This is a genomic window from Psychrobacter sp. AT9 (genome assembly GCF_047272965.1).
GTDB lineage: Bacteria > Pseudomonadota > Gammaproteobacteria > Pseudomonadales > Moraxellaceae > Psychrobacter > Psychrobacter glaciei.
Genome location: NZ_JBKOTW010000001.1, coordinates 1,575,428 through 1,602,161 on the forward strand (window position 1 = coordinate 1,575,428; position 26,734 = coordinate 1,602,161).

A 26,734-nucleotide genomic window follows, 5' to 3' on the forward strand; every position below is an offset into this window, starting at 1 on the left:
ATAAAGTATTAGATACGAAGAATGATGCTTGCAGTGAGCGTATGTAAGACAACTAACACCAAAAAGTTTCATTAATTTCTATTATAAAAATACTGGATGCGCAGAAAATCATCCATATACTAAAAAAATATATAGATGATTAAAAATATAAGATAAATAGATCAAATTAGCCTAATTAATCAAGGCTAATAAAGGTGTTTTTTAAAAGCATTTACTGGCGTTATTGTAGGTAATATCTAACATACTCATTAAATGCTTCAGGTTGTTCAATATTTGAGATATGCGAGGCATCGATAGTGGCGAGCTTAGCATTAGGTATATGATCGACCATATATTGGCCATCGGCAACGGTCGTCACCGGGTCTTCAACGCCTGCTAACACTGTAATTGGCACACGAATCTCTTTTAACTGCTCACGAGTATCAGCGATAGATAAAGCCTCGCAGCAGCTTGCGTAACCCTCGCTACTGCCAGCCGCAAGAGCGCTAGACAATGCCGCGACTACATCTGGGTAATGATCGATAAAATCTGCTGTGAACCAACGCGGAGAAGCTGTAGCCGCGATAGGAGCTAGACCTTGCTCACGTACCAATTTTGAACGCTCCGTCCATGCTATTTCGTTACCAATTTTCGCTGCAGTATTACATAACATCAAGTGGTGGAAGCGGTCAGGGTGATTGATAGCTAACCATTGACCTGTCATGCCGCCCATAGAAATGCCACAAAAAAACACCTTATCAAGATGCAGGTGATCTAACAAATCAATCACATCTTGCCCAAGCTGGTTTAAATTATAAGGACCTCTGGGTGCTGATGATTTACCATGGCCACGAGTGTCATAGCAGATGATAAAGTAATCGGCTTGTAAGGTATCGATTTGTGGTTGCCACATATGATAGCTAGTACCTAAAGAGTTGGAGAATATTAGGGCAGGGTTGCTGCTATCTCCAAAGGTGGTATAGTTTAGCGTGACACCTTTATTTTCAAATACAGGCATGATGAACGTCCTTGTGTTAACTGTCGGGTGATTAAGGTCTTCTTTTTGACTTATTGAGCTGGGTGTCTATCTTATTTTGAACGATTAATCAGCTCTCAACACGTTCAATAATCATTGCGATGCCTTGTCCAACACCGATACACATTGAGCAGATGGCATAACGCTTACTTGTTTTTTCAAGCTGATTGAGAGCGGTTAAGATCAAACGTGCACCTGATGCACCGAGTGGATGACCAAGGGCAATCGCACCGCCATTCGGATTGACACGTGCGCTATCGTCAGGCAGACCTAAATCACGAGTACAGGCTAATGATTGCGATGCAAAGGCTTCGTTTAACTCAACGACATCCATATCATCAAGTGACAGGCCAGTTTGCGCTAGTAGCTTTTTCATCGCTGGTGCTGGGGCAAAGCCCATAATACGTGGCTCAACGCCTACCGTAGTTGAGGCCACGATACGTGCACGCGGCTTCAAATTGAATTCTTTAACCGCTTGCTCTGACGCTACTAAGAAGGCTGCTGCGCCATCATTGATTCCAGAAGCATTTCCAGCGGTTACGGTGCCATCTACAGTGACGATAGGGCGTAATTTGGTCAACTTTTCAAGTGTAGTATCAGCACGAGGATGCTCATCAGTATCGATGGTGACAGGCTCGCCTTTACGTTGTGAGATGACGACAGGGGTAATCTCATCTTTGAAGAATCCTGACTCTTGCGCCGCTGCAGTACGTTGTTGGCTACGTAATGCAAATGCATCTTGGTCAGCTCGATTGACATTAAATTGCTCTGCAACATTTTCAGCCGTTTGAGGCATGGTTTCTGTACCATATAGCTCATCAAGTTTTGGATTGATAAAGCGCCAACCCATGGTGGTATCTTCAAGATTTTGGCTACGACCAAAAGATTTTTCTGATTTACCCATCACAAATGGCGCACGGCTCATGCTCTCAACACCACCTGCAATAATTAGATGAGCTTCACCGGCTTTAATCGCACGCGCAGCTATCGCTAACGCATCCATCGACGAGCCGCACAAGCGATTAACAGTAGTTGCAGGCACTTGATAAGGTAGGCCGGCTAGCAATGTCGACATACGTCCGACGTTACGGTTGTCTTCACCGCTTTGGTTGGCACAGCCGTAGATGACGTCATCTACTCGTACCCAGTCAATATTAGTATTACGTTCGATTAGCGCCTTGATAGGGATAGCACCTAAATCGTCCGCACGTACTGGTGCTAGACCGCCGCCGTAACGACCAAAAGGAGTGCGAATGGCATCGATAATATAAGCATTGTTTAAATAGACAGTTGAATCAGTCATGGCGATTATCCTGAATTTTTGGTTGTTTGAAGTTTTGAGTAAGACCTGTTTTTATTGAGTAGCGTCAATTAACATTGCACCAGTCAACTCTTGCAAGTCCAAAAAGCTCATACCATCGACCATTTCAGTGACTAGCAGTCCTTTATCAGTGACATCAATGACGCATAAGTCAGTATAAATCCGATCTACGCAATTTTTCCCAGTCACAGGGTAGGTAAGTTCGCTGACGATTTTAGGATCCCCAGTTTTGGTGATGTGATTGGTCATTACAAAGACTTTTTTAGCGCCGACGGCTAAGTCCATAGCACCTCCAACAGCGGGTATCGCATCCTCTGCACCAGTACTCCAATTGGCCAAATCACCATTAGCGGCTACTTGAAACGCACCCAACACGCAAATGTCGATATGGCCACCGCGCATCATGGCAAAAGAGTCACCATGATGAAAGTAGCTACCGCCATCGAGCATAGTAACGTATTCCTTTCCAGCATTAATCAGTTCGGGATCTTCTTCACCTTTGGCAGGTGATGGACCAAAAGCTAATAAGCCGTTTTCTGAATGCAAAAATACGTCTTTATCATTAGATAAGTATTGTGCGATTTTGGTCGGTAGGCCGATGCCTAAGTTGACATAGGCTCCATCTGGAATGTCTTGTGCAGCTCGTTCGGCTATTTGGTCACGGGTCAAAACGGTGTAAGAGGTATGGCTCATGATGACGCTCCTTATAATTGGCAGTATTTAGCGGTGGCTACGCTGCAGTATCAGAAAGTCCAGTACTAGTGCTAGCAGGTTGGACTTGCACCACGTGCTGCACAAAAATGCCTGGTGTAATAACGTGCTCAGGATCAAGCTCACCAAGATCAACTGTTTGAGAGACTTGAGCGATAGTCACGTCAGCTGCCATTGCCATAATTGGACCAAAGTTACGTGCAGATTTTCGGTAAACTAAGTTACCCCAACGATCACCCTTGTTTGCTTTTATTAAGGCGAAATCAGCTTTAAGTGGATATTCCAAGACATAGTCTTTGCCATCGATATGACGAGTTTCTTTGCCTTCTGCGAGTAGAGTACTGAACCCTGTTGGTGTATATACGGCTCCAAGCCCCATGCCTGCCGCTTGAATACGGCAAGCCAAATTACCTTGTGGTACTAATTCCAGATCAATTTTGCCCGCATGATAAAGCTCATCGAATACCCATGAGTCTGACTGACGAGGGAAAGAGCAAATGATTTTACGTACTGCGCCCGTTTTTAATAATCTGGCAAGACCATGATCACCGTTTCCAGCATTATTATTAATAATGACAAGGTCTTTAATACCTAAATTGATAAGGCCATCAATGAGTTCAGCTGGCTGCCCTGCAGTTCCAAAACCACCAATCATAATAGTGGCGCCATCTTTAATTTGGCTAAGTACATCCGTGATATTTTTTTCAGCTTTATTAATCATGTTTATGTCCTATACAAAAGTAATATTAGGTATTGCGAGACTTAAGTTTTATGCATCTTCGAGACTGTCTTGTTGTTTTAGCTGTTCTATTAATAAAAGTGACGTATATTTTTGCTTATGAAAACAAAGGTAATAATCGTTTTTTGCTTAAAACATAGTAAGCAATCATGCCGATAAGAATGCCCCAAAAAACAGAGCTTAATCCAAGAAAACTCATACCAGATGCTGTTGCTAAAAAAGTGATTAGCGCTGCATCTCTTTGAGAGTCATCTTTCATTGCTATAGTAATGTTGGTAGAAATAGCACCGATAAGTGCAAGACCGGCTAATGCTGCAACTAGCTCTTTGGGCAGCAAGCTAAATACCATCACGATGCTACTGGCAAGTAGTCCCCCTAATAGATAAAAAATACCGTTTGCCACACCTGCTATGTAGCGTTTCTCTTTTAATTCATGGGCGTCCTTACCAGTACAAAGTGCTGCGGTGATTGCTGCTAGGACAATCGTAATACCCCCTACACAGGCGACTGCTAACGAAGCTAGGCTTGTAATACTGACGATAGGCTTGGCTGGTGTGTCATAACCACTAAGATTAAGAATCGCCATACCAGGTAAAAACTGTCCAGTTAAGCTAACAAGAATGAGTGGAATCGCAAGGTTGAATACGGCATTCCACGTCCACTCAGGCCATATCACAGTAGGTATGGTAATGGCCAAATCTATATCGACAGGGTTCATTTTCCCCAATAGAACACTCAAAGTGACACCGCATAGCAGTACCCAAATCATGGTATAGCGCGGTGAAAATCGTTTGGCCACTAAGTAACAGCCAAGCATGCTAAACACGATAAACGGCATCGTATTGGTTGCTACAAATAACTCTAAGCCGAATTGGAACAGGATGCCTGCCATCATACCGGCAGCGATACCATTAGGAATCCATCTTAAAATTTTGTCAAAAGAGCCAGTTGCACCTACTAAAAAAATCACAATCGCTGATACGATATAAGCGGCTATCGCTTCATTAATACTCATATTCGGAAAGACGGTTACCAATAGTGCGGTACCAGGCGCTGACCAAGCGGTAATAATAGGGGTTTTATACTTAATGGATAAATAAATACCTGAGACAGCGGCACCTATAGACACCCCCCAAATCCACGATGCCATCATCGCTTCTGACACCTGCGCTGCTTGTGCTGCCTGAAAAAAGATAATTAAGGGGCCAGCATAAGAAATCAGTACGGCCAAAAAACCTGCTACGGTGGCAGAGATTGACCAGTCGTCTTTCAATGTGTGTATTACGTTTGCCATATTGCTTCCTTGCAAATCAGCAGCGAGTAGATAGTTCTCTGTTCAACGCTATGCTACTTAATAAGCTGACGAGAGAGATTAGCCTGCGTCACCACCGCCTACAGGGATAGTGCTTCCAGTGATATAAGAAGATTCATCAGAAGCCAAAAATGCGATGGCATTGACTTGTTCATCTATTGTGCCGTAACGTTTCATAAATGTGCTGTCGATGGTTTGATCAATAACTGCGTTCATCCAGCCTTTCTCCTCATCAGTTAAAGGCTTTGTATTACGTGGAATCTTTCTAGGCGGGGCTTCAGTACCACCCGTTGCCACTGCATTAACGCGAATTCCATCACTTGCATGTTCAAAAGCAAGTGATGCAGTCATGGCATTTACACCGCCTTTTGCAGTTGAGTAGGGTATACGGTTGATACCACGCGTCGCGATGGAGGAAACATTAACGATAGTGCCAGATTGTTGTTTGATCATCGATGGCAATACTGCATGGCAACACCATAATGTTGGAAATAGTGAGTGACTAATTTCTTTTTCAATCTCTATCTCAGAGAAACTGATGAATGGTTTCATACATATTGCACCGCCTACATTATTGACCAATATGTCAATACGACCGTAGGTATCAAGTGCTTTATCGATAACATCCTGTGCCCCTTGATAAGTCTCAAGATCAGCTTGGATGGTCGTCGCATGCCCGCCATTTGCAGTGATTTCTGCTAATACGTCTTCTACCAAAGGTGAAAAGTCTGCCATGACTATCTTGCCACCCTCATTTGCTAAGCGTAATGCGACCCCGCGACCGATACCTTGTGCGGCACCCGTTACGACACATACTTTATTATCAAAGCGCTTACTCATTGCTGTCTCCTAGAGAAAAGTATTCTATCGCTGTATTGTTTGAGCTATATTACTGCTCACTAGGTGTGAACTTTTCATAATAAAAATTGCTAGGTTTGAGGCTACTTGTATCTAACCAATTACTAACGGCATCGACCATCGCCAGAGGACCACACAGATAGACATCAACATCGCCATCATTTAGCCAATCAGCTTCAACATGGCTGGTCACATAGCCTTTGCGCTCATGGTCACTTTCTTCGCTTGCTACACAGGTATAATAGTCAAACCAATCGTGGTTTTTCTTCATTTCTTCCAGTTTTTCAATCTCTATCAAATCAGCATCATTAGTAACACCGTAGACCATCTTGACAGGATGATGAGCACTCGATATTTCTAAGCTTTTTAGCATCGATAAAAAGGGTGCTATGCCTGTACCACCAGCTAAAAATACAGTAGGACGTACGATAGGACGTAAGTAGAAACTACCGAATGGTCCTTCAAAGTCAATATCTTGACCTAGCTTGGCAACATCAGATAAAAAGGTACTCATCTTGCCATTTGGAATGTTACGGACGACAAATTCAGCCTGATTGGTACTAGGCATTGAGCTAAAAGAGTAGGAACGTGTCTCATCAGAGTCAGGGATGGTGATATTGACGTACTGCCCAGGTAAAAATACTAAGGCATCTGGGTTATCAACTTCAACGCCGAAGTGAATGGTGGATTCTGACAATACATTTAGCTGCTGTAGCTTACCTTTGAACACAGATTTTCTGACTTTGCAGGCTTCTGATGAGGTTGGTACTTTAATGACGCAGTCGCTCTCAGGAATCATTTGACAGGTCAAGACGTAGCCATCATTAGCTTCGGTTTCGGTCAGCGCCTCTTCAATATACATATCAGGATGCATGTCATAGCTGCCCGACTCACAATGACAACGGCAGGTACCGCAGGCGCCATCAAGACAGTCCACAGGGATATTATATTTTTGACGATAAGCGGCTTCGGCGACGGTTTCATCATCTTCACATTTGATAAATCCCGTGACACCATCTTCAAACTGTAGAGCTATGTTGTATTCCATGAGAAACATCCTTTTTCAATATATGGCTACTGACTAACATCACTATATTTTTGGTTGGCTCGTTGATACTTCATAAATTACCAACAAGCTATTTTTAAATTTGATTATTTGTACTGGCTGGCAAGCATAAATAAAATCATGCGAACTCTAGACGTGATATACATCCATAATTTGATGTACGTAATCATCTTTTAATACGATGTATTTATCCAAGATCTTTGGGCTAGCTTGATTCATGTCTATCTTGTATTTAGAGAACCCCCAATAAGTGTTGGTCTCATGATAACGATAAGACTTATTGATCCAGTTAAATCGGATGCTAACAATGCCGTCATTATCTTCAAGTAATTCGATATTAGATAAGTTATGCGTGGTGCGAGTATCAGGAATGGTTGCAGAAGAACGCTCAGTCTCGATACGGAAAATTCGATCTTCAAGCCCGCGACGATCAGGGTAATAAATCAGAGATATTTCGCGTTGCGGGTTGTTTATTAGCTCGCCATCATCATCCCAACTAGGCATCCAAAACGGACATTCTTCGTCATAACAAGCCAGCCATTCTTCCCATTTTTTTTCATCAAGCAATCGTGCTTCACGGTACAGAAACTGACGCACATCTTCGATATTAACCGTTGCATTTTTCATTAGCGATATCCTTTTATATTTGTTCGTCCTGCAATAACTAGCAAGTTACTGGTCTAAGTAGGTAGCTAATATTAGCCTGCGCCATGTAGCTGCTGTTCTTGCTCTAGGGCTTTTTTCATCTCTTCATGCCAGTATCGATGTTGCACGGTATACAACCCTTCATCTTCAGTCTTAGCTCCGCTTAACAAAGGCTTCAAGTCGATGGCTTTTGCACCTTCGTCAGCGCCTTCTATCCAGTGCTCGGAACCACGACACATGTCGTTCCATTCGAGCTTAATGCCGTTATAGCCTTGCTGGCATGAGCGGAATTCTTCTAAGTCATCTGGTGTTGCCATACCAGTTACGTTAAAGAAGTCTTCGTACTGACGGATACGACGAGTACGTGCTTCATCGCTTTCGCCTTTCGGTGCGATACACCAGATAGTGACTTCAGTTTTATCAACGGCTATTGGACGCAGCATACGGATTTGCGAGCTAAATTGATCCATGATATAGACGTTTGGATATAAGCATAAGTTACGAGAGCGTCCAATCATCCAGTCGGCCATTGCTTCACCATACTGGGCAACATAGTCATCGCGATACGCAAAATTAGGACGATCCTGCGGGTTTTCCCATTGAGTCCAGAGTAGTAAATGACCGTTCTCAAAAGAATAGAATCCGCCACCTTGACGACCCCATTTACCAGCGTTCATGGCTTTAATATTGTCTTCTTTTTTTGCTTCGTGCTCTTTGCGACGTGCTGTTGTCGCAGCATAGTTCCAATGGACAGCTGAAACATGGTAGCCATCAGCACCATTTTCAGCTTGTAGCTTCCAGTTACCATCAAAGGTATAGGTTGAGGTGCCGCGTAGTACTTCTAGGCCTTCTGGTGATTGATTGACAATCATGTCAAGAATTTTGGTTGAGCCGCCAAGCCAGTCTTCAATCGGTTCGACGTCATCTTTAAGACTAGCAAATAAGAAGCCTTTGTAATTGGCAAGTTTGACTTGCTTTAGGTCATGAGAGCCGTCTTTATTAAAAGCGTCAGGGTAACCTGCGCCGCGTGGATCTTTAACTTTAAGTAGCTTGCCAGAGTTGTTATAAGTCCAACCGTGAAAGGGGCACGTATAAGTTGCCTTGTTGCCTTTCTTATGACGGCATAATTGAGCGCCTCGATGAGAGCAGGCATTGATCATACAATGCAGTTCACCTTCTTTATTACGCGCAACGATGACCGGCTGGCGGCCGATGTATGTTGTATAATAATCGTTGTTATCAGGGATTTGAGTCTCATGAGCCAGATAAACCCAATTGCTTTCAAAGATATGTTTCATTTCAAGCTCAAACAGCTCTTCATTGGTAAAGGCGCTGCGATGTAGGCGATAAATCCCTTTTTCTGCATTTTCTTCTAAAAAATCATCGATAGCGATATCTGATCCTTCAGGTATTAGATTAATACGCTCGCTCATGGCTGTCTTCCTTGTAAATAACGGTGTTAAACGATGTTGGGGTATGACGCTTGATACGCCAACTGTATGCATATCAAGCGCAAATCTATAATATTTAGTAGTTGCTAACAGTAGCTAGGGATATTCAACAACTAAGCTTGCGCACGACGGCGTTCAACTTCACTGCCTTGTACTGGCTTATCGATGTCTTTTACTAAGTGAAAGTCAAAGTCGATACTGGCATAAGGCTTGTTCAGACCATGCTCTTTTAACTTGTCAGCATCTTCTACCATATTTACTTTGGGGACTAATCCTTCACGACTAGCAAAGGCAAAGTCATCCCATAGGTACTCATCACCATCGATATTAATTTGGGTGGTCAATTTGCGATGACTGTCAGCACTCGCGAAGAAGTGAATGTGTGCTGGACGATGACCATGACGTCCTAGTGCGCCCAATACCTTTTGCGTCATACCTTCTGGCGGCACTGAATAACCTAATGGGACGATACTGCGGAAAGCATAAAGTCCGTTTTCATCAGTGATAATGCTACGACGTAGGTTAAAGTGAGACTGCGACTCATCGAAGAAAGAGTAGTTACCTAAGCTGTTGGCATGCCAGACTTCAACCTTGGCGTTTGATAAAGGCTTGTCATCTTCGCCATAAACGCATCCTTGCATAAATAAAACGGTACCATTCTCAATATCAGTGCCATCATCTAAACGCGCAAAGCCTTTTTCTTCTGGCGCACCAGCGACATATAGTGGGCCCTCGATGGTACGTACAGTGCCACCGTCAAGACCCGCCGCTTTTAAGTCTTCTTCAATCATTAAATCCATAAAGTGATCAAAACCAAGACCAGGGGAGAGTAATCCTGCCTCTTTGCCTAAATCTCCAATGAACTCAACCCCAGACCAGTATTCATCGGCCGTGATTTTCAAATCATTGATGGTTTGCATGAGGTCCGTTACGATACGTAAGACAATGGCTTGTATACGTGGGTTAACTTGTTCAGGAAAGTCAATTTTACCTTTGATGAACTGAGTGGCTAATGCTTCAATTTGGCTGCGTTCCATGTCTCTCTCCTTGTTGAGGACTATTTAAAAGGTAGTTATATCGAGTACTCTTACTCAAATTTTATTCATCTAATACTTATTTTTGGCAACAGGTGTCCGTTGATCTGGTATAGACCAATAATTATTAAAAAATGGGTTAAGGCGCTATTATTTGATTAACATCAAAGGTAATAATGAAATCTAGTAATAGCGTTATAAGGCACTAACTATCATCATCGCGAATAGAAGAAGGATGACGAAGTAGAGGGGTGACTTCGACTTTCATATAAGGGTAAAGTGGTAGCGACATCATAATGTCGTGTAGTTCTTCATTACTTTCGACATCGAAAATACTAAAGTTAGAATACTCTCCCGCTAAGCGCCAAATATGACGCCACTTACCTTGTTCCTGCAGTTTGTGTGATAGCGCTTTTTCAGCTTGCTTAAGTTCATTAACTTGATCAGCATTCATATCTGTCGGTAACAACACATCCATTCTGACGTGATATAACATAATTATGTCCTTATATTTTATGGTTAGTCATATGGCTGATATTTGGTCTATATCAGCATTTATTTTACGGAGCTTTTGGCAGAGCACTATCAGACCCCAGTGTGAGAGTCGCTTACGTAAGTTCCTAACGATATAGGATTTGAGGATGATAAATTTGCTTGTCTGGCATAGTGATAGACTTTGTCATTATCTACTTCTATACCTAGACCAGCGCCAGTTGGAATAGTTAAACCAAAATTTTGATAATCAAGCGGCTGAGCTAGGATATCCTCTATTAATAGCAACGGACCAAACAGCTCCGTGTCAAAGTTCAGACTAGGATAAGTAGAGAATACATGCGCTGATGCAGCAGTACCAATGGGTCCTTCTAGCATCGTCCCGCCATAAAGCTCGATACCCGCTAGATGTGCCATTTGTCCAATGAGACAGGCAGCCTTCAATCCGCCGGCTTGATTGATTTTTACAGCAAAGACATCGGCACAGTGATCCGCTGCCAATTGAAACGCATTATATGGATCTTGCACGACTTCATCAGCCATAATAGCCACGTCGAAGTGTTCAGCTAAACGCTTTAACGCTGATTTATTACGCATCGATACTGGTTGCTCGATCAAATCAACGCCGCCGTCCTGCAACAGACTAATACCTTTCATAGCTTCAAGCTCTGTCCATGCTTGATTAACATCAACGGTGATGCGGCAATCGGGTAAAGCTTGTTTAATAGCTAACACATGGGCGACATCATCAAGGATAGGGTTGCTGCCTATTTTTAATTTAAAAATCCGATGCTTTCTCTGTTCAATCATCTGATGAGCTTCAGCGATATCGATATCAGTATTTCCGCTAGCAAGCGTCCATGCCACTTCGATACGATCACGGACGCGACCACCGATGAGCTCACTGATAGGTAGATTGAGTCTTTTGCCTTCGATGTCGAGTAGAGCAGTTTCAATCGCGCATTTTGCAAAACGATTGCCGCTGATGTGGGTATTCAATAGCTGCATTGCTTTTGCTGTGCTTGTAGGCTTCTCTTTCATCAAGAGAGGGGTGAAGTAAGTATCGATATTGGTTTTGATACTATGAGGACTTTCTTCAGCATAACTTAAACCGCCAATCGTCGTTGCTTCGCCCCAACCTTCGTAGCCATCTTCGGTTTGGATATGTACTAGAACCAATACCTGTTCATTCATTACGGTACAAGCCAATTTATGCGCTCGAATAGTAGGTATTGGTACTAGTAAAGTATTAATTGAACGAATCATATCTGTCCTTAGTATAAAATTTTGGCTTCCTTATGCTTAATAAGAACTATAGGTGCTAAGTATTGATATGTCTAAGACCTATTTAGTCTTATTTTGATACCTTTTAGGTATTTTGTTGAAAGGTATATAACATGTTATGTTCTTTAGGTATGAATATTCTGTATATGAAGTAGATTGTAGAGAAGAAGGAAATAGAACGAATTAGGATAGAAACGATAGATAGTCAATCAAGGAAGAATAATGGAACTCAGGCATTTACGCTATTTCGTAGCCGTGGCAGAAGAAAAAAGCTTTAACAAGGCAGCTGCTCGTTTGTATATCTCACAGCCACCACTTAGCCGGCAGATAAAACAATTAGAAGAAGAAATTGGCGTTACGCTTATCGATAGGGAGAACCGTCCCTTGAAATTGACTGAGGCTGGCGAGTTCTTTTATGATCACGCGATTCAAATTTTAAAAAAATCAGACGACCTACGTACCATGACTATCCGTAAGGGAAATTTTGATAATTCGCTTTCGATAGGTTTTGTGTCGTCTATATTGTATGGCATATTACCGAGAGTGATAGCGCGTTTTAGAGAGGTTCATCCGAATATTGAGATTAAACTGTATGAGTTGAATTCTTGGCAGCAAACGCAGGCATTGACAGAAGGTAAGATAGATGTAGGTTTTGGTAGGTTGTTGTTTGAAGATGCTTCTATTAGGCGAATGGTGCTTAGAGAGGAAGATTTAGTAGTTGCTGTTCCTATAGAACATCCCTTATCAAAAGAAAAATGCAAAAGTTTGAGCCTTATTGATTTAACGAATGAAAATTTATTACTCTATCCAACAGCACCACGGCCCAGTTTTATCGATTACGTATTGGACTTATTTGAAACTCGCAACTTGAAAGCGAACTATTTTATAGAAGTGCGTGAGTTGCATATTGCCTTAGGGTTGGTAGCAGCAGGAGAAGGGTTGACTATTGTACCAAAGACACTTGAGCACTTACGCGGTCAAGAGATAACCTATATACCATTTGAAGAGGGGATACTAACTTCGCCAATTGTGATGAGTGTCAGGCATTTCGATAAGTCTGAATTACTGGAAACGCTATTAGATGTCACTTATCAAATTTATGACGAAGAAGGTTTTATTTATAAGCGTGAATGTATTTAGAGGATTTGAAAAAACGAAGATAGACAAGTTTAATTAAGAGCTTTGGGTGTTGAAAGTTCTTGCTTGATAGCTATACAGTATTGATAAGTAGGGGTGGGGGCAATGATAAACTTTAAAAGGTATGCGTAAAAACTTTATCAGCCAATGACTTGAAAAGAAATTTACTATGACCAAGTAAATGCATATCTACCATTTTTCTTATATCTCATCATATTTTTTAAAACACACCTATTTTAAAACACAACTATAAAAAACAATTAAGGAGCGATTATGCATATCACGGCAAATTTTGATGCAGGAAATATTGACGTTATCAATGTAGAAGACAAAAACGATATTCAATTAGCCATTCGTCCAGACGTTGGTGAAGCGTTTTTTCAATGGTTTAACTTTCGCTTATCTGGTGAGGTTGGAGAGCAGTATGTTCTCAATATTATGAATGCAGGGGAGGCATCTTACCTTGAAGGGTGGGAAAATTACCAAGCGGTTGCTTCTTATGATCGTCAGCATTGGTTTCGTCTGCCAACGGCTTATAAAGATGGCAAATTAACCATCGTGGCAGAGTTAGAATGCGAAACCATGCAAATTGCTTATTTTGCGCCTTATAGCTATGAGCGTCACCAAGATTTATTGGCGGCCGTGCAGATGCACCCGTTAGTAACTTTGGAGCATCTAGGCGAAACGCTTGATAAGCGCGATTTAACTTTGGTTAAGATTGGCGATGGTGCTGCCCACAAGCGCAATATATGGATTACTGCCCGTCAGCATCCAGGTGAAACGATGGCTGAATGGCTCATCGAGGGCTTATTGTATAGCTTGCTAGATAGCGATAACGCGACCGCAAAACAGTTATTAGACAAAGCCAACTTTTATATTGTCCCTAATATGAACCCTGATGGTAGCGCGCGTGGTCACTTGCGTACTAACGCTGTCGGAACCAATTTAAATCGTGAATGGCAAAGTCCAAGCTTAGACAAAAGCCCTGAAGTATTTCATGTGATTAATAAAATGGAAGCGACAGGCGTGGATCTATTTTATGATGTGCATGGCGATGAAGCATTGCCATACGTATTCCTTGCTGGGTCACAAGGGACGCCAAGTTATAGTGACCGTCTCGCACAGCTACGCGATAGATTTTCAGACGTATTAAAATTAGCCAGTGCCGATTTTCAGTCCGAAGTTGGCTATGAAATTGATGCACCGAGTGCTGCCAATATGACCGTTGCCACCAATTGGGTAGCAGAACGTTTTGATTGCCTTGCTAATACGTTAGAGATGCCATTTAAAGATAATAATAATTTGCCTGACGAAGAGATGGGTTGGTCACCAGAGCGTTCTATAAAATTAGGGGAAGCATCACTAATTGCAATGCTGGCTGTCGTCGATGATTTACGGTAGGTAGTGATTCAGATGGATTATTTGGTAACCTCTGCTAAGTATAATTAGCCTTTATCCGTCCAAATATAAGTAATAAATAGGAGGGAGAAAATAATAGATAACCCAATTACAGTAAATAGTGCTCTTGAACATACGCAACACAGAGATCATAAAAAGCTTGAGCTGGGGGAGAGATAGATTTATTAGCGAGTTTAAAAATTCCGATCTGTCGGTTTAAAGAAGGGTCAATTAAATCTATCCAAACCAGCTCGGGTTCATTAGCAGGAAAGGCAAGCTTAGGTAACGTGGTGATACCCAGATCATTACGCAATAAAGAAAACAGCGATGTGATGTTTTCTACCGTATATCTTGCTCTGCGATTGAGCGCCTCGGCTGGTGTGTTTTCGAGCAATCTGCAAGTACCGTTATAAATAAATGGCTGCGACATAAGTTGCTGCCATGTTAGCCCTTGGGACTGATTTAACTCGTTGTTCAGTTCATTGCTTTTAAGACAGACTACTCCAATCGGGTCTGATATGAGTAGGGTGAAATCTATATTCGTTTGATCAATACTGGTGCAATTGCCCAATGCCAAATCTATCTCACCGGCTAACAATCGATTGGCCACACCAACAGAATTGTCATCTATCAATACAATCTCTATATCAGGATACTTTTTTGAATATTCGACCAGTACGCTCGGTAGTAGCTTGGTCACTAGCGACGGCACGCTTGCAATCCTAATTTTACCTTTATCACCAGCTGCGGATGCTTTTAAGTCATCTTCTAGCGCTTGATAAACGGTAAGGAATTGCTCCATTTTTGGTAAGCAGGTTTCACCAAATGGCGTCAATATGGCTTTGTTTCCCACTTCAAATAAACGCTGACCCAAGGTTTTTTCTAATTCTTTTATTGAGGCTGACAAAGCAGCTTGCGAACGGTTGGCGCGATCTGCCGCCGCACGAAACCCTCCTTCTTCCACGACAAATAAAAAATGACGCAATTGCTGTAGCTTCATATTCAAACCATCCAATACTATTCTCTAATAATTTATCTTAAATGATAGATTAAATCTATCAAAATTCAAATTTAATTAGTTAGATTTATCGTTATGAATTGAGTAGGATAAGTCATATAGCAATTGGCAGTGATTAAATAAATCTCAGATCGCTTACTGCTGAAACCACTTATCAAAGGACATGACAATATGACGACTCACTCAAACAAACAGGCCGTTAAAACCTCGCTTTATGCGTCTAAAGCACCTTTGGAGTGGGCCATCACTAATAACGGAACATTGTACACCGCGCAGATTCCTATCGATGAAAATGGTGATGTGGTTGCAGGTGGTATCGAAGCGCAAACCCGCCAAACGCTAGACAATCTCAAGCACACACTAGAATGTGCCAATGTCGGCATGGATTCGGTGCTACAGGTCATGATCTATGTGACTGATCGCGACTATCTAAAAACCGTCAATCAAGTTTATGCCGAATACTTTGAAGCACCCTATCCAAATCGGGCAGCGCTCGTGATAGCAGGACTGGCTCGTGAAGAGATGCTGGTTGAGCTGGTTGTATATGCCGCTGTGCCTTAATTCTAATATTCCATTTTTTAATACTTTATCAAGGAAGATCTTATGTCAGCTCACACCGCCCAACAGATATTGCAGCAAGACCCAACCAAATCACTTTATATTAACGGTGAATGGCAGGCGGGCGTAAATACCGTTGCCAATATTAACCCATCTGATATCACTGAAACTATCGGTGAGTTCGCCCAAGCGAGTAGCGATCAAGTCAAAGATGCCATTGCAGCGGCGCGTCAAGCCCAGCCAAAGTGGGAAGCGATTCCTTTAGAAAAAAAGCAGTCTATCCTACAAGCGATTGGCGATGAAATGATTGCTCGCTGTGATGAGCTAGGTACGCTGTTGTCTCTTGAAGAAGGTAAGCCGTTTGCGGAAGGTCGCGGCGAGATTTACCGCGCAGGTCAGTTCTTCCATTACTATGCCGCTGAAGTGCTGCGTCAAATCGGTGACAACGCTGATTCAGTGCGTCCTGGTGTTAAGGTCGAAGTCACTCGTGAAGCAGTCGGTGTGGTTGCCATTATCTCACCTTGGAACTTCCCAACCGCCACCGCTGTGTGGAAAATCGCACCAGCGCTAGCCTTTGGTAACACTGTCATTTGGAAGCCTGCAAATTTAACGCCTGCCAGTGCGGTCGCGTTGGCTGAAATCATTCATCGTCAAGGCATGCCAGAAGGCACATTTAACTTACTGTTGGGTGGCGGCTCGTCAGTCGGTGATGCACTTATCAATTCTACAGATATTGATGCCGTCAGCTTTACAGGTTCTGTACCAACAGGTCGCAAAGTCGCTGCTGCGACTGCACCAAACTTTATCCGTTGTCAGCTTGAGATGGGCAGCAAAAATGCCTTGGTCATCGCTGATGATGCTGATCTGCAAGTCGCTATCGATGCGGCAGTGGCTGGTGCGTTCGGCGGTTCAGGGCAAAAATGTACGGCTTCTTCACGCCTTATCGTGATGGACAGTATTCATGATGCCTTCGTCGAAGGTGTGGTCGCAAAGATGAAAACCCTGAAAGTTGGTCATGCGCTTGAAGATGGCATATTTATGGGGCCTGTCGTCGATGACAAGCAGCTGGCATCAAACATGGACTGGATCGAAAAAGCCAAGCAATCTGGTGCCAATTTAGCCTTTGGCGGTGAGCGTTTAGAGATGCCGCATGACGGCTATTATATGTCGCCCACGTTGTTTACTGAGACGGATAACAGCTGGGATATCAACCAAGAAGAAGTGTTTGCTCCGCTGGCGTGTGTCTTGCGTGTCAAAAACCTAGAAGAAGCGATTGCCATGACCAATGATACGCGCTTTGGTCTGACGGGCGGCATCATCACCCAAAGCTTACGCAGCAGTGCGATGTTCAAAGAGCAAGTACAAGCAGGCTGTGTCATGGTCAATCTAGCGACTGCAGGTACGGATTATCACGTACCATTTGGTGGTCGTAAACAGTCAAGCTTTGGCCCGCGTGAGCAAGGTCAATATGCCAAAGAGTTCTATACCATCGTCAAGACCGCTTATCAAAAAGCGTATTAGAGACCTTCTTGACAAGCATGTTAGCCGCTATCGACGCGACAGGGTGTAAACACGCACTTAATAGCAAATGATAGTGGTCACTGATAAAAGTATTAAAGGGAATTGATATGTACCAAGACCATATCGTCGTTGACGGATTACAGTATAGCCATTGGGATCGCGATTATTTTAAGATGCTGCAAGCCAGTGGTATCAATGCGGTACATGCCACCTTGGTCTATCACGAAGATGCTCGTCAGACCATGACCCGCTTTAGCGAGTGGCACACACGCTTTGAGCAAAACTCAGATCTTATCTTGCCCGTGTACTCAGTGGCTGATATCAAGATGGCAAAAGAGCAGGGCAAAGTTGGCATCTTTTTTGGCGCACAAAACTGCTCACCAATCGATGATGAAATTGGTTTGATTAGCGTGATGCGGCGTTTAGGTCTATTGATTATGCAGCTGACTTACAACAACCAGAGCTTACTAGCGACAGGTTGTTATGAGCAGAATGATAGTGGTATTACTCGTTTTGGTCAGCAGGCCATCGCTGAAATGAACCGTGTCGGTATGATTATCGATATGTCACACAGCGCTGAGCGTTCAACGCTTGAGGCGATAGAAGTGTCATCGCGTCCGATATGTATCAGCCATGCCAATCCCGCCACGGCTCATGAGGCCCTGCGTAATAAATCGGACACGGTCATTAACGGCTTGACCCAAGCAGGCGGGTTGTTAGGTTTCAGCTTATATCCGTTCCATTTGCCAAATGGTAGTGACTGTACGCTTAATGATTTCTGTACCATGATTGCCAATTGCGCTGATAAATATGGCGTCGAGCATTTAGCGATTGGTAGTGATCTATGTCTCAATCAGCCACAAGCCGTACTTGAGTGGATGCGTAATGGTCGCTGGTCAAAAGCGATGGATTATGGTGAAGGCAACGCCAATAATTCAGGTTGGCCAGATACCTTACCATGGTTCGCTGGCAAAGACGGTATGGAAAACATCTATAACGGTTTGCTTAAACATGGTTTTAATGAAAACGATGCTGGAAAAGTCATCGGTCAAAACTGGTTCGATTTTTTAGAGCAAGGATTAAAGCCTTTGGCTTAACTAGCTATTTAAAGAGTCATTTTAATCAATGGTTGCTCGAAATCGCTATAAGACGACAGTCGTGTTATAGCGCATAGCCATTTGAAGTAGATAATTTTGAATTAGATCGTATGTATAGTGAGGTCGTTTGATCACATCCTCATTGCTACCACTCTGATCTAAAACGCAACGTTAGCATTAGTATATGGAGCCACATCATGGCCGATTTAAAGGGATTTAATCAAGGTGAGCAAGGACGCTCAACTCCTGTTAATCAAGGAACAAGTGAGTCCGAAGCCGCCGCTATTTCTACCGATACATTAGGTCTCAAAAATCCAGCATTTTGGTACAGTGGCGGATTCATTGTAGCTTTTGTTTTGATGGCGATTTTTGCAGAAGCACGTTTAGCAAAAATAATCGAAGTGGGCTTCTCGTGGTCCGTCAAAATATTTGGGCCTTTTTGGCAGATATTGCTACTAGCTACCTTTGTTATTGCTTTGGCCGTCGGTGCTGGCCGTACAGGTCGCGTGATATTGGGTAATTTACCTGTTCCTGAGATAGACAGTTTCAAATGGATGGCTATTCTTTTCTGCACACTATTGGCTGGGGGCGGGGTTTTTTGGGCTGCCGCTGAACCCATCGCGCATTTCGTTTCAGCACCTCCTTTATACGGTGAGTCAGCCGATCTACAGCAACGCGCTTTTAACGCATTATCTCAATCATTTATGCATTGGGGGTTTTTGGCGTGGGCGATTGTTGGTAGTTTGACTGCGATTGTGATCATGCATCTGCATTATGACAAAGGCTTACCGTTGAAGCCTCGTACTCTCTTATATCCTATGTTTGGTGAGCGTGTACTCACTGGCCAAACTGGCGCAATTATTGATGCTTGTTGTATCGTGGCAGTGGCTGCCGGTACTATCGGTCCTATTGGTTTTTTGGGATTGCAAACCAGCTATGCGCTGAATGAATTGTTCGGTATTCCCGATACGTTCACGACTCAGCTAATCATCATTGTCTTTGCCATCGTACTCTATACGTTGTCTGCGATCAGTGGTCTGACTCGTGGTATGCAGCTACTCAGCCGCTTTAACGTCATTTTGGCTTTTGCGCTGATGGTCTTTATCTTAATATTTGGACCGACCAATTTTATTGTCAACGGCTATATCCAAGGTGTGGGTACGATGATTGACAACTTCGTTCCAATGGCAACCTTTCGCGGTGATGAAGGTTGGCTAAGCTGGTGGACGGTATTCTTCTGGGGTTGGTTCTTGGGTTATGGCCCTATGATGGCAATCTTTATCGCTCGTATTTCACGCGGTCGTACTATTCGTCAGCTGATTACCACCGTATGTATTATTGCCCCGCTTGTCACCTGCTTTTGGTTCACGGTCGTCGGTGGTTCTGGCCTGGCTTTTGAGATTGCCAACCCCGGTAGTGTCAGTAGTGCATTTGAAGGCTTCAACTTACCAGGTGCGCTATTGGCCGTCACGCAACAACTACCATTTCCTTTGATTACCTCGATATTGTTCTTAATTTTAACCACAGTGTTTATTGTTACCACGGGCGATTCGATGACTTATACCATCAGTGTGGTCATCAGTGGCGAGCGTGAACCAAACGCCATGATTCGTACCTTTTGGGGCATTATGATGGGGGTGACAGCAATTGTTCTAATCTCGCTCGGCTCAGGTGGTGTGACCGCATTACAGTCCTTTATCGTGATTACCGCCGTGCCCGTCTCTTTTGTATTATTGCCTTCATTATGGAATGGCCCGCAAATCGCGCAACAAATGGCGAGAGAGCAAGATTTGTATCGCCCTAATCAGGTAGAGGTGAGACACAAAATCAGTGAAGAGAAACAGGCTAAGAAAAAATTGGCTGAAAAAGTTAATTGAAGCACTAAATCACTGAACGGTAAATAAGAAACTAGCCCTCATCTATACCGCTGACTTCTTATTTACCGATAGATATTATCATTGAGACTAGGGTGTGTTTGACATTCACAAATAGGCACTGCTGATTGCTAAAACTGTTCCAGACAAGGCGTAAAACGATGGTAATGCTCGTGCCTTAACGAGATTTACAACGCAGTATGGGGTATTTTAGCATCAGCTCGAAGAGACAGGACTCTTTTTTGCCACTTCATTGTTAAAAATAAATGCTTAGAATGATTAAGCTTACTATTTTCAACGTCGAACTGTCTAAAAAATAGTCTCTGTCAGTGCCATGGTCGAATATCAAACACGCCCTGTTAACAAAGCTGCTGGCTCAGCATATTAGGTAAGGTAGTGACATTATGAATATGGTTTATGCAAATGATAAAAGTATCGACGTCAAATCGCCTTTACTTAGTACAGGTTTCCGTACTCGTGATGTGATTATGGATGCGCAAAGATTGGGCGCTATGCATCAAACCCGCGTTAGCTTTGTGCGTACGTTACTGCGTAAAATTGATAGAGAAAAATGGACGCTCAACACTCATCTGTGGGATTTGGATGGGCAAGGCTATGGCAAGGTTATCTATCGTTTACATACCCCAGAGCATCTGTATCATCTGGTGGTGTTTTGTAATGAGCTGGCTGATGACGAGCGTAATGATAGAGTGATTGCCCAAAAATGGGATGTCACCTTTGGTCTGGTGTTTGGTGAGATAAGCGAAGAGTTACTGAGTAATCTACAAGCCAACGTACCGCTACAAGAAGCTGGTCGTAACTCCAACATGATGATGGTGCTGGCACGAGCAAACAAGAGCGTCCGAGTCTTTGATCATATCGTCAGCTCACTTGCGGCTGGTAAGCAGCCTGATATTGATGTACTCGCACAAGTCGGCTACATCCTGCGTACCACGGCGGTCTATGGCAATGGTAAGTTCGGTATTTATGATTTTAAGCCGTTAGATCATAGCGAGGACTTTAATCAGTCGTTCCGAGCGCAGATGTGTGCTGTGTACTTGCTGCGCGAGTTTAGCTTAGACTGGGTCGATTATTTGGCACAGCAAAAAGGTGGCAGCAACGCAGTCAAGCTGCATCCAGAAATCAAGCGCTACTTGGGGATTGGTAATGCCACCGGTCTGGGTATGGCGCCTTATTTAATCAATCATCCATGCGTGGTTGACCAATGGCTGACCACCCGTGAAGAGGCGTTGCAAGCGACATTGGTTTGTCAGATTGAGCCTAAAGAAACCGCACATTTTGCCAGTCTAATTAAACGTGCTATTCAGCATTTTGGCGAGATTGTCACTATTAATGAGCAGCAAATCAAACGCAATGAAACGGTTGTTAGAGAATTAATTATTTTACAAAACAACTTGATGACAACCATTAATAATCATGCGACATGGGTGGATTTTTTACAGGTACATGACCATTTGGGCTTTGAGAGCCAAGAAGTCATCATTTCTTGCTTAATAGAGCTGTATCCTGAACGTGTCGATGCACTGCTCGAAAGCGTCAATGCTGATGAAGCATTATCGTTACCAAAAGGCAAAGTCATTCAGGATCTAATTGACGTCTTAGAGCAGCATTATCGCTGGGCCATTGATATCGACTTTACTCAGCCTGAGAATAGCCATTGGTTTTGGTATCGTTCCATCGATAAGGAAGAGCCACGTATGGGTATACGTGGTCAGGAGCCGGGTGCTGATCGTGAGCTGTCCTTGGATATCGCTCGCCAAGCCAATCATTTATATTTGGCTTTAAAACAAGCCAATTCGCAGCAGCTACTATCAGAGTTCATCTTGAATAAGCCCAAATATCGCTCAATTGCGCGCCGCGTTTGGACAATGGGGCATAAGCATCTGGGTGATATTCAGATGAATGTCTTGCACAAATACGCATTACCCATGCATCTATTACGGTGTAAATTATCAATGTTTGGGGCAACCAAGTTTGATCCCAGATCCGATCGCTGGGTCAGGATTACTTTGTTTCAAGGCGCGCCATTATTTGCAGAAGTGCATAGTGATGAATGGTTGTTTCCTTTATTGCCTGATGTATCAATAGAGCAAGGAGGCTCTGACTTATGATGGTATCGCACAATGAAATCGTCACGATGGTATACAAAGCTTTTACTGGGCTGCACCGAGAGGTGGGAGAAGCTGATGTGATAGCCACTATGGTCGCCGAACTACAGATGGCAGGATTGGATGGTATCAAACATTTTAATAATGCCACTCCTTATATCTTGAACGAGATTGATACGCCAATCGATATCGTTCATCAAGAAGAAGGTGCTATCCGTTTAGATCTGCATGGTAGTAGCTTAGCCTGTCATTTACCGACTATCATTGACTATGCGCTTGAAAAAATGGGCGACTCAGCGCATTTTTATATTTATTTGCAGAACTGTCATAATCGCTGGTTGGCTTATAGCGAGTTAGTGGGACTGGCTGCCAAAGGCTATGCTTGTTTGGCCAAGTGGGATAATGGCTCCGTGCCCAAACATACATTGTTTACGTTAAATAAAGACTTTGTCTATCCTGACCTTTACTTTTTTGATAAGGCACAGTCCAACTACAATACCAATGATATGGTCATTGAAATTGCCACGCAAAACTTCGATATCGAACATGATATCCAGCATTTCGATCGTAAAATATCGACAGATGCATTGTTTGAAACGCATCAGCGCGCATGGAAAGAAGGCATCTATGTCGATGATATGCAATGGGAAACACTCAAAAAAACAGCCGCTGCCATATTGGTCGAAAACAGCGAGGAGTCAAGTCGCGGCGCAGGAGGCGTATAAAGAATAAAAACATTTATTTTAGGTTATATGAGTAGCAACTGTTAAACATATTCGACGTGAGCAGTCAGATATTATTTAATCGACATATACCACGGCTAAATTTTGCAAAATGGTACCAACACTTCTACCAACGTTTGAACCTCTTTTCGATCTGACTCATAGTTTCATTTATATAACTAACCCCTCCTTGTCTATCCTCATTTATGTATCACATGCGTTTATTTACAACGCTTACGTCTTGTCATTTTAAAAATGTTCTGCTAGGTTACATAACGATAATATAGTTATCTATATATAAAATACTGTTACAAAGCGCCAACTTCATACAGTTTTTATTAGATGATTTTTTATCTGCCAGAAATGTCAAAACGTAAGAGGTTGTAATCATGTTAGATTTAGCAAATATGACGCCACAAGAGGTCAGAGCACTAATTGGTAAGAACGAAATCAACAAGCCGACTTCTGGCATGTGCAAAGGTCACATACAAGCAAACTTAGTCATAGTACCCAAAAAATTGGCCTATGATTTTTTATTGTTTGCACAAAGAAACCCAAAATCTTGTCCTATTTTAGACGTAACAGATGTTGGTAGTTCGGAACCGCGGCTGATGGCGAAGGGCGCAGACTTGAAGTCTGATGTCCCAAAGTATCGAATATATGAGTTTGGCGAGCTAGTAGCTGAGGTGTCAGACCTAACAGACTATTGGAGAGACGACTTGGTCTGCTTTCTTTTAGGATGTAGCTTCTCCTTTGAGTCTGCCATGCTCAATGCATCCATTCCTGTCAGACACATCGAAGACAATCACAATGTGCCGATGTATATCACGAATATAGAAACTGAGCCTGCAGGACAGTTTTATGGAAAAATGGTGGTCAGCATGCGACCGATACCTTATCCATTAATCACCAGAGCCGTACAAGCCACCTCTCGGTTTCCGCAAGTACATGGCGCGCCTATCCATATTGGAGACCCTAGTGTCATCGGTATAACAGACATCCATTCTCCCGATTTTGGTGATGCATCACTCATAAAGGAAGGTGAAGTGCCTGTGTTTTGGGCTTGTGGTGTAACGCCTCAAAGCATCGCAATGACCAGTAAACCTGAACTGATGATAACGCACGCGCCGGGACATATGTTTATCTGCGACCCAAAAGATGAAGACTTGGCAGTTCTGTAATATTGGGTGACAACGCTATTTTGAAACGCCATTTTAAAATGTAATGGCATCCAATCTTATTTGTCCACAAAGCTCTCGGTAAATAAAAGCGTATGGTTTAAAAGTAGGGCCCTATTTACATCAGTTACATCGCGCAAATTTTTTATAAAAAACAATTATTCACTTTTACTCTAATGGAATAGCTAACAATATGAATATTAACTTTACAGATCTAGAAAAGCTGATCAAAATTGCAGAAAGCGCTGACATACAATCATTAGAAGTAACTAATGGTGATGCACGCATCTCTATCGTTTGTCAGGCTAATGGCAATGAAAGCAGCAATCATATTGGTAATACTCGCCACTCAAAAACTACTCATTCAGAATCACGTACAGTAACCTCCCACAATAACACTCCTAATAGTACCAGTGCAGATAGTACCAGTGCAGACAACAGCTCTAGGGATGAAACGGTGACGACAGAGGTCACTGATTCATCTAGCTCTTCGTCTTCATCCCAAGTATTGGCTCCTATGCTCGGTACTTTTTATCTTCGCTCTGAGCCGACAGCTGAGGCGTTCTTTAAGGTGGGTGATCAGGTAGTAGCAGGGCAGACCCTATGTATCATTGAAGCCATGAAAATGATGCATGAAGTGAAAGCAGAAGCTGACGGTACGATTCAAGAGATTCTGATCGATGAAGGTGATGTCGTAGAATATGCACAGCCTTTATTTATTATAGCGCCAGACAGTTAAAGCCACTCAATAGCCACTCAATATTGTATAGACGCTGCACAAACACTGTATTTGACACTATATTTTAAGGGAATAAACATGTTCACAAAAATCTTAATTGCCAATCGTGGCGAGATTGCGCTACGTATTATTCGAGCTTGTAAGCAGCTAGGTATTAAATCCGTCATTGCCCATTCTGAATCAGACAAAGACTCGTTACCCGTACGCCTAGCCGATGAAAAAATCTGTATCGGGCCTGCCAATGCCACACACAGCTACCTCAATCAAAGAGCGCTGGTTTCTGCTGCAAAAATCACCAATGCACAAGCCATCCATCCAGGCTATGGCTTTTTGTCTGAAAACGCAGACTTTGCGGCTTTGATTGAAGACTCAGGTCTCACGTTTATTGGCCCAACGGCTGACAATATCAGAAACATGGGCGACAAGGTTGAAGCCAAAAAACAAATGACAATGGCTGGCGTGCCCTGCGTGCCTGGTTCTGATGGCGCATTGCCTGCTGATTCAGAGCAAGTTATCAAGATTGCCAGTGACGTTGGTTATCCAGTCATTATCAAGGCAGCAAGTGGTGGCGGCGGTCGTGGGATGCGCGTGGTTGAAAAAGAAGCCGACTTACTCTCTGCGATTTCTATGACGCAAACAGAAGCCAAAGCCAATTTTGGTAGCGCTATCGTTTATCTCGAAAAATACTTACAAGCACCTCGACATATCGAAGTGCAAGTCATGTCTGATACTCACGGCAATGCTATTTATTTAGGCGAGCGTGATTGCTCTATGCAGCGTCGTCATCAAAAAGTCATTGAAGAAGCGCCAGCACCTGGTATCACCGAAGAGCAGCGTCAGAAAATCGGTCAAGCCTGTGTCACAGCTTGCGAGCAAATGCAGTATAGAGGCGCAGGCACGTTTGAGTTTTTATATGAAAACGGCGAGTTCTTCTTTATCGAGATGAATACCCGTGTGCAAGTTGAGCACACCATCACTGAGATGGTGACGGGCGTCGATATTGTGCAAGAACAGATCAGAGTGGCTGCAGGGCTTCCATTGGCATACAAGCAAAGTGATATCGCCATTACCGGACATGCTTTTGAGTGTCGTATCAATGCTGAAAACGCGCAGACATTTTTGCCAAATGCTGGACGCATAGACTACTGCCACATGCCAGCAGGGTTTGGTATCAGAGTGGATAGCCATGCTGAGTCGAATTACACCGTGCCGCCATCTTATGACAGCTTGATTGCCAAGATATGTGTACAAGATCGTTCAAGAGAAAAAGCGATAGAAAAAATGCGGGCGGCTCTATCCGAAGCGCAAATTACGGGTATTGATACCAATATTGGTCTGCATCAACGACTTTTTGAAGATGAGGTGTTTTGTGAAGGTCAAATGAGCATTCATTATCTGGAACAGTGGATACAAGACAATATATAAATCAAGTCTT

At 43.1% G+C, this 26,734-nt stretch carries 24 protein-coding genes; 11 read left to right on the forward strand and 13 right to left on the reverse strand.

Features of this window, described 5'->3' with window-relative positions; all coding sequences use genetic code 11:
• Positions 1-220: 220 nt before the first annotated feature.
• The 12 genes from pcaD to ACMFL8_RS06740 form a co-directional block, all read right to left on the reverse strand.
• Positions 221-997 carry a 3-oxoadipate enol-lactonase gene (gene pcaD, locus ACMFL8_RS06685; RefSeq protein ID WP_413190463.1) on the reverse strand — a complete coding sequence of 259 codons (777 nt, stop codon included), beginning with the start codon at positions 995-997 and terminating at the stop codon, positions 221-223.
• Between the two features lie 88 nt (positions 998-1,085).
• Complete coding sequence (gene pcaF / locus ACMFL8_RS06690; RefSeq protein ID WP_413190464.1) at positions 1,086-2,318, reverse strand: 3-oxoadipyl-CoA thiolase; 1,233 nt, start codon at positions 2,316-2,318, stop codon at positions 1,086-1,088.
• 51 nt (positions 2,319-2,369) lie between these two features.
• Positions 2,370-3,029: a 3-oxoacid CoA-transferase subunit B gene (locus ACMFL8_RS06695; protein ID WP_210539205.1), complete on the reverse strand. Its 660-nt coding sequence runs from the start codon at positions 3,027-3,029 to the stop codon at positions 2,370-2,372.
• Positions 3,030-3,066: 37 nt separating this feature from the next.
• A complete protein-coding gene (locus ACMFL8_RS06700; RefSeq protein ID WP_413190465.1) occupies positions 3,067-3,768 on the reverse strand; it encodes a 3-oxoacid CoA-transferase subunit A in 702 nt (233 codons plus the stop codon).
• A 115-nt stretch (positions 3,769-3,883) separates the two neighbouring features.
• The gene (benE, locus tag ACMFL8_RS06705) at positions 3,884-5,080 is read right to left on the reverse strand and encodes a benzoate/H(+) symporter BenE (protein ID WP_413190466.1); all 1,197 of its coding nucleotides are present in this window, start codon (positions 5,078-5,080) and stop codon (positions 3,884-3,886) included.
• Between the two features lie 78 nt (positions 5,081-5,158).
• A complete protein-coding gene (locus tag ACMFL8_RS06710) occupies positions 5,159-5,938 on the reverse strand; it encodes a 1,6-dihydroxycyclohexa-2,4-diene-1-carboxylate dehydrogenase (RefSeq protein WP_413190467.1) in 780 nt (259 codons plus the stop codon).
• A gap of 49 nt (positions 5,939-5,987) precedes the next feature.
• Complete coding sequence (gene benC / locus ACMFL8_RS06715) at positions 5,988-7,013, reverse strand: benzoate 1,2-dioxygenase electron transfer component BenC (RefSeq protein ID WP_413190468.1); 1,026 nt, start codon at positions 7,011-7,013, stop codon at positions 5,988-5,990.
• A gap of 138 nt (positions 7,014-7,151) precedes the next feature.
• Positions 7,152-7,658, reverse strand: coding sequence for a benzoate 1,2-dioxygenase small subunit (benB, locus tag ACMFL8_RS06720; protein ID WP_413191379.1), 507 nt, complete (start codon positions 7,656-7,658; stop codon positions 7,152-7,154).
• A gap of 62 nt (positions 7,659-7,720) precedes the next feature.
• Positions 7,721-9,100: a benzoate 1,2-dioxygenase large subunit gene (benA, locus tag ACMFL8_RS06725; protein WP_194621164.1), complete on the reverse strand. Its 1,380-nt coding sequence runs from the start codon at positions 9,098-9,100 to the stop codon at positions 7,721-7,723.
• A 131-nt stretch (positions 9,101-9,231) separates the two neighbouring features.
• Positions 9,232-10,155 (reverse strand): catechol 1,2-dioxygenase, encoded by a 924-nt coding sequence (catA, locus tag ACMFL8_RS06730; protein WP_413190469.1) that lies wholly within the window; start codon positions 10,153-10,155, stop codon positions 9,232-9,234.
• A 202-nt stretch (positions 10,156-10,357) separates the two neighbouring features.
• A complete protein-coding gene (catC, locus tag ACMFL8_RS06735) occupies positions 10,358-10,648 on the reverse strand; it encodes a muconolactone Delta-isomerase (protein ID WP_179799432.1) in 291 nt (96 codons plus the stop codon).
• An 89-nt stretch (positions 10,649-10,737) separates the two neighbouring features.
• Complete coding sequence (locus ACMFL8_RS06740) at positions 10,738-11,910, reverse strand: muconate/chloromuconate family cycloisomerase (protein WP_413190470.1); 1,173 nt, start codon at positions 11,908-11,910, stop codon at positions 10,738-10,740.
• A gap of 240 nt (positions 11,911-12,150) precedes the next feature.
• On the opposite strand from ACMFL8_RS06740, the gene ACMFL8_RS06745 reads away from it, so the two are divergent.
• Together ACMFL8_RS06745 and ACMFL8_RS06750 are read left to right on the forward strand one after the other, a co-directional pair.
• Positions 12,151-13,068 carry a LysR family transcriptional regulator gene (locus tag ACMFL8_RS06745; RefSeq protein WP_413190471.1) on the forward strand — a complete coding sequence of 306 codons (918 nt, stop codon included), beginning with the start codon at positions 12,151-12,153 and terminating at the stop codon, positions 13,066-13,068.
• Between the two features lie 270 nt (positions 13,069-13,338).
• Entirely contained in the window at positions 13,339-14,466 is a 1,128-nt protein-coding gene (locus ACMFL8_RS06750; protein ID WP_413190472.1) for a M14-type cytosolic carboxypeptidase, read from the forward strand.
• 106 nt (positions 14,467-14,572) lie between these two features.
• On the opposite strand, the gene ACMFL8_RS06755 is transcribed toward ACMFL8_RS06750, so the two are convergent.
• Positions 14,573-15,463 carry a LysR family transcriptional regulator gene (locus ACMFL8_RS06755; protein WP_413190473.1) on the reverse strand — a complete coding sequence of 297 codons (891 nt, stop codon included), beginning with the start codon at positions 15,461-15,463 and terminating at the stop codon, positions 14,573-14,575.
• Positions 15,464-15,652: 189 nt separating this feature from the next.
• Between ACMFL8_RS06755 and ACMFL8_RS06760 the strand changes: the two genes are divergently transcribed.
• From ACMFL8_RS06760 to accC, 9 genes are all read left to right on the forward strand, one after another.
• Entirely contained in the window at positions 15,653-16,042 is a 390-nt protein-coding gene (locus ACMFL8_RS06760) for a RidA family protein (RefSeq protein WP_189582353.1), read from the forward strand.
• A gap of 42 nt (positions 16,043-16,084) precedes the next feature.
• Positions 16,085-17,560 (forward strand): aldehyde dehydrogenase family protein, encoded by a 1,476-nt coding sequence (locus ACMFL8_RS06765; RefSeq protein ID WP_413190474.1) that lies wholly within the window; start codon positions 16,085-16,087, stop codon positions 17,558-17,560.
• Positions 17,561-17,667: 107 nt separating this feature from the next.
• On the forward strand, positions 17,668-18,657 hold the full coding sequence (locus ACMFL8_RS06770) for a membrane dipeptidase (RefSeq protein WP_413190475.1): 990 nt from the start codon (positions 17,668-17,670) through the stop codon (positions 18,655-18,657).
• A 197-nt stretch (positions 18,658-18,854) separates the two neighbouring features.
• Entirely contained in the window at positions 18,855-20,534 is a 1,680-nt protein-coding gene (locus tag ACMFL8_RS06775) for a BCCT family transporter (protein WP_413190476.1), read from the forward strand.
• Positions 20,535-20,935: 401 nt separating this feature from the next.
• Positions 20,936-22,663: a hypothetical protein gene (locus tag ACMFL8_RS06780; protein ID WP_413190477.1), complete on the forward strand. Its 1,728-nt coding sequence runs from the start codon at positions 20,936-20,938 to the stop codon at positions 22,661-22,663.
• The gene (locus tag ACMFL8_RS06785; protein WP_194621154.1) at positions 22,660-23,385 is read left to right on the forward strand and encodes a DUF3726 domain-containing protein; all 726 of its coding nucleotides are present in this window, start codon (positions 22,660-22,662) and stop codon (positions 23,383-23,385) included. Before ACMFL8_RS06780 ends, ACMFL8_RS06785 begins: the two co-directional genes overlap by 4 nt.
• Before the next feature lie 386 nt (positions 23,386-23,771).
• Positions 23,772-24,563 carry a putative hydro-lyase gene (locus tag ACMFL8_RS06790; protein WP_110923439.1) on the forward strand — a complete coding sequence of 264 codons (792 nt, stop codon included), beginning with the start codon at positions 23,772-23,774 and terminating at the stop codon, positions 24,561-24,563.
• A gap of 190 nt (positions 24,564-24,753) precedes the next feature.
• Positions 24,754-25,299: an acetyl-CoA carboxylase biotin carboxyl carrier protein gene (locus ACMFL8_RS06795; RefSeq protein WP_413190478.1), complete on the forward strand. Its 546-nt coding sequence runs from the start codon at positions 24,754-24,756 to the stop codon at positions 25,297-25,299.
• Positions 25,300-25,377: 78 nt separating this feature from the next.
• Positions 25,378-26,724 (forward strand): acetyl-CoA carboxylase biotin carboxylase subunit, encoded by a 1,347-nt coding sequence (gene accC, locus ACMFL8_RS06800; protein WP_197217226.1) that lies wholly within the window; start codon positions 25,378-25,380, stop codon positions 26,722-26,724.
• The last annotated feature ends 10 nt before the right edge of the window (positions 26,725-26,734 follow it).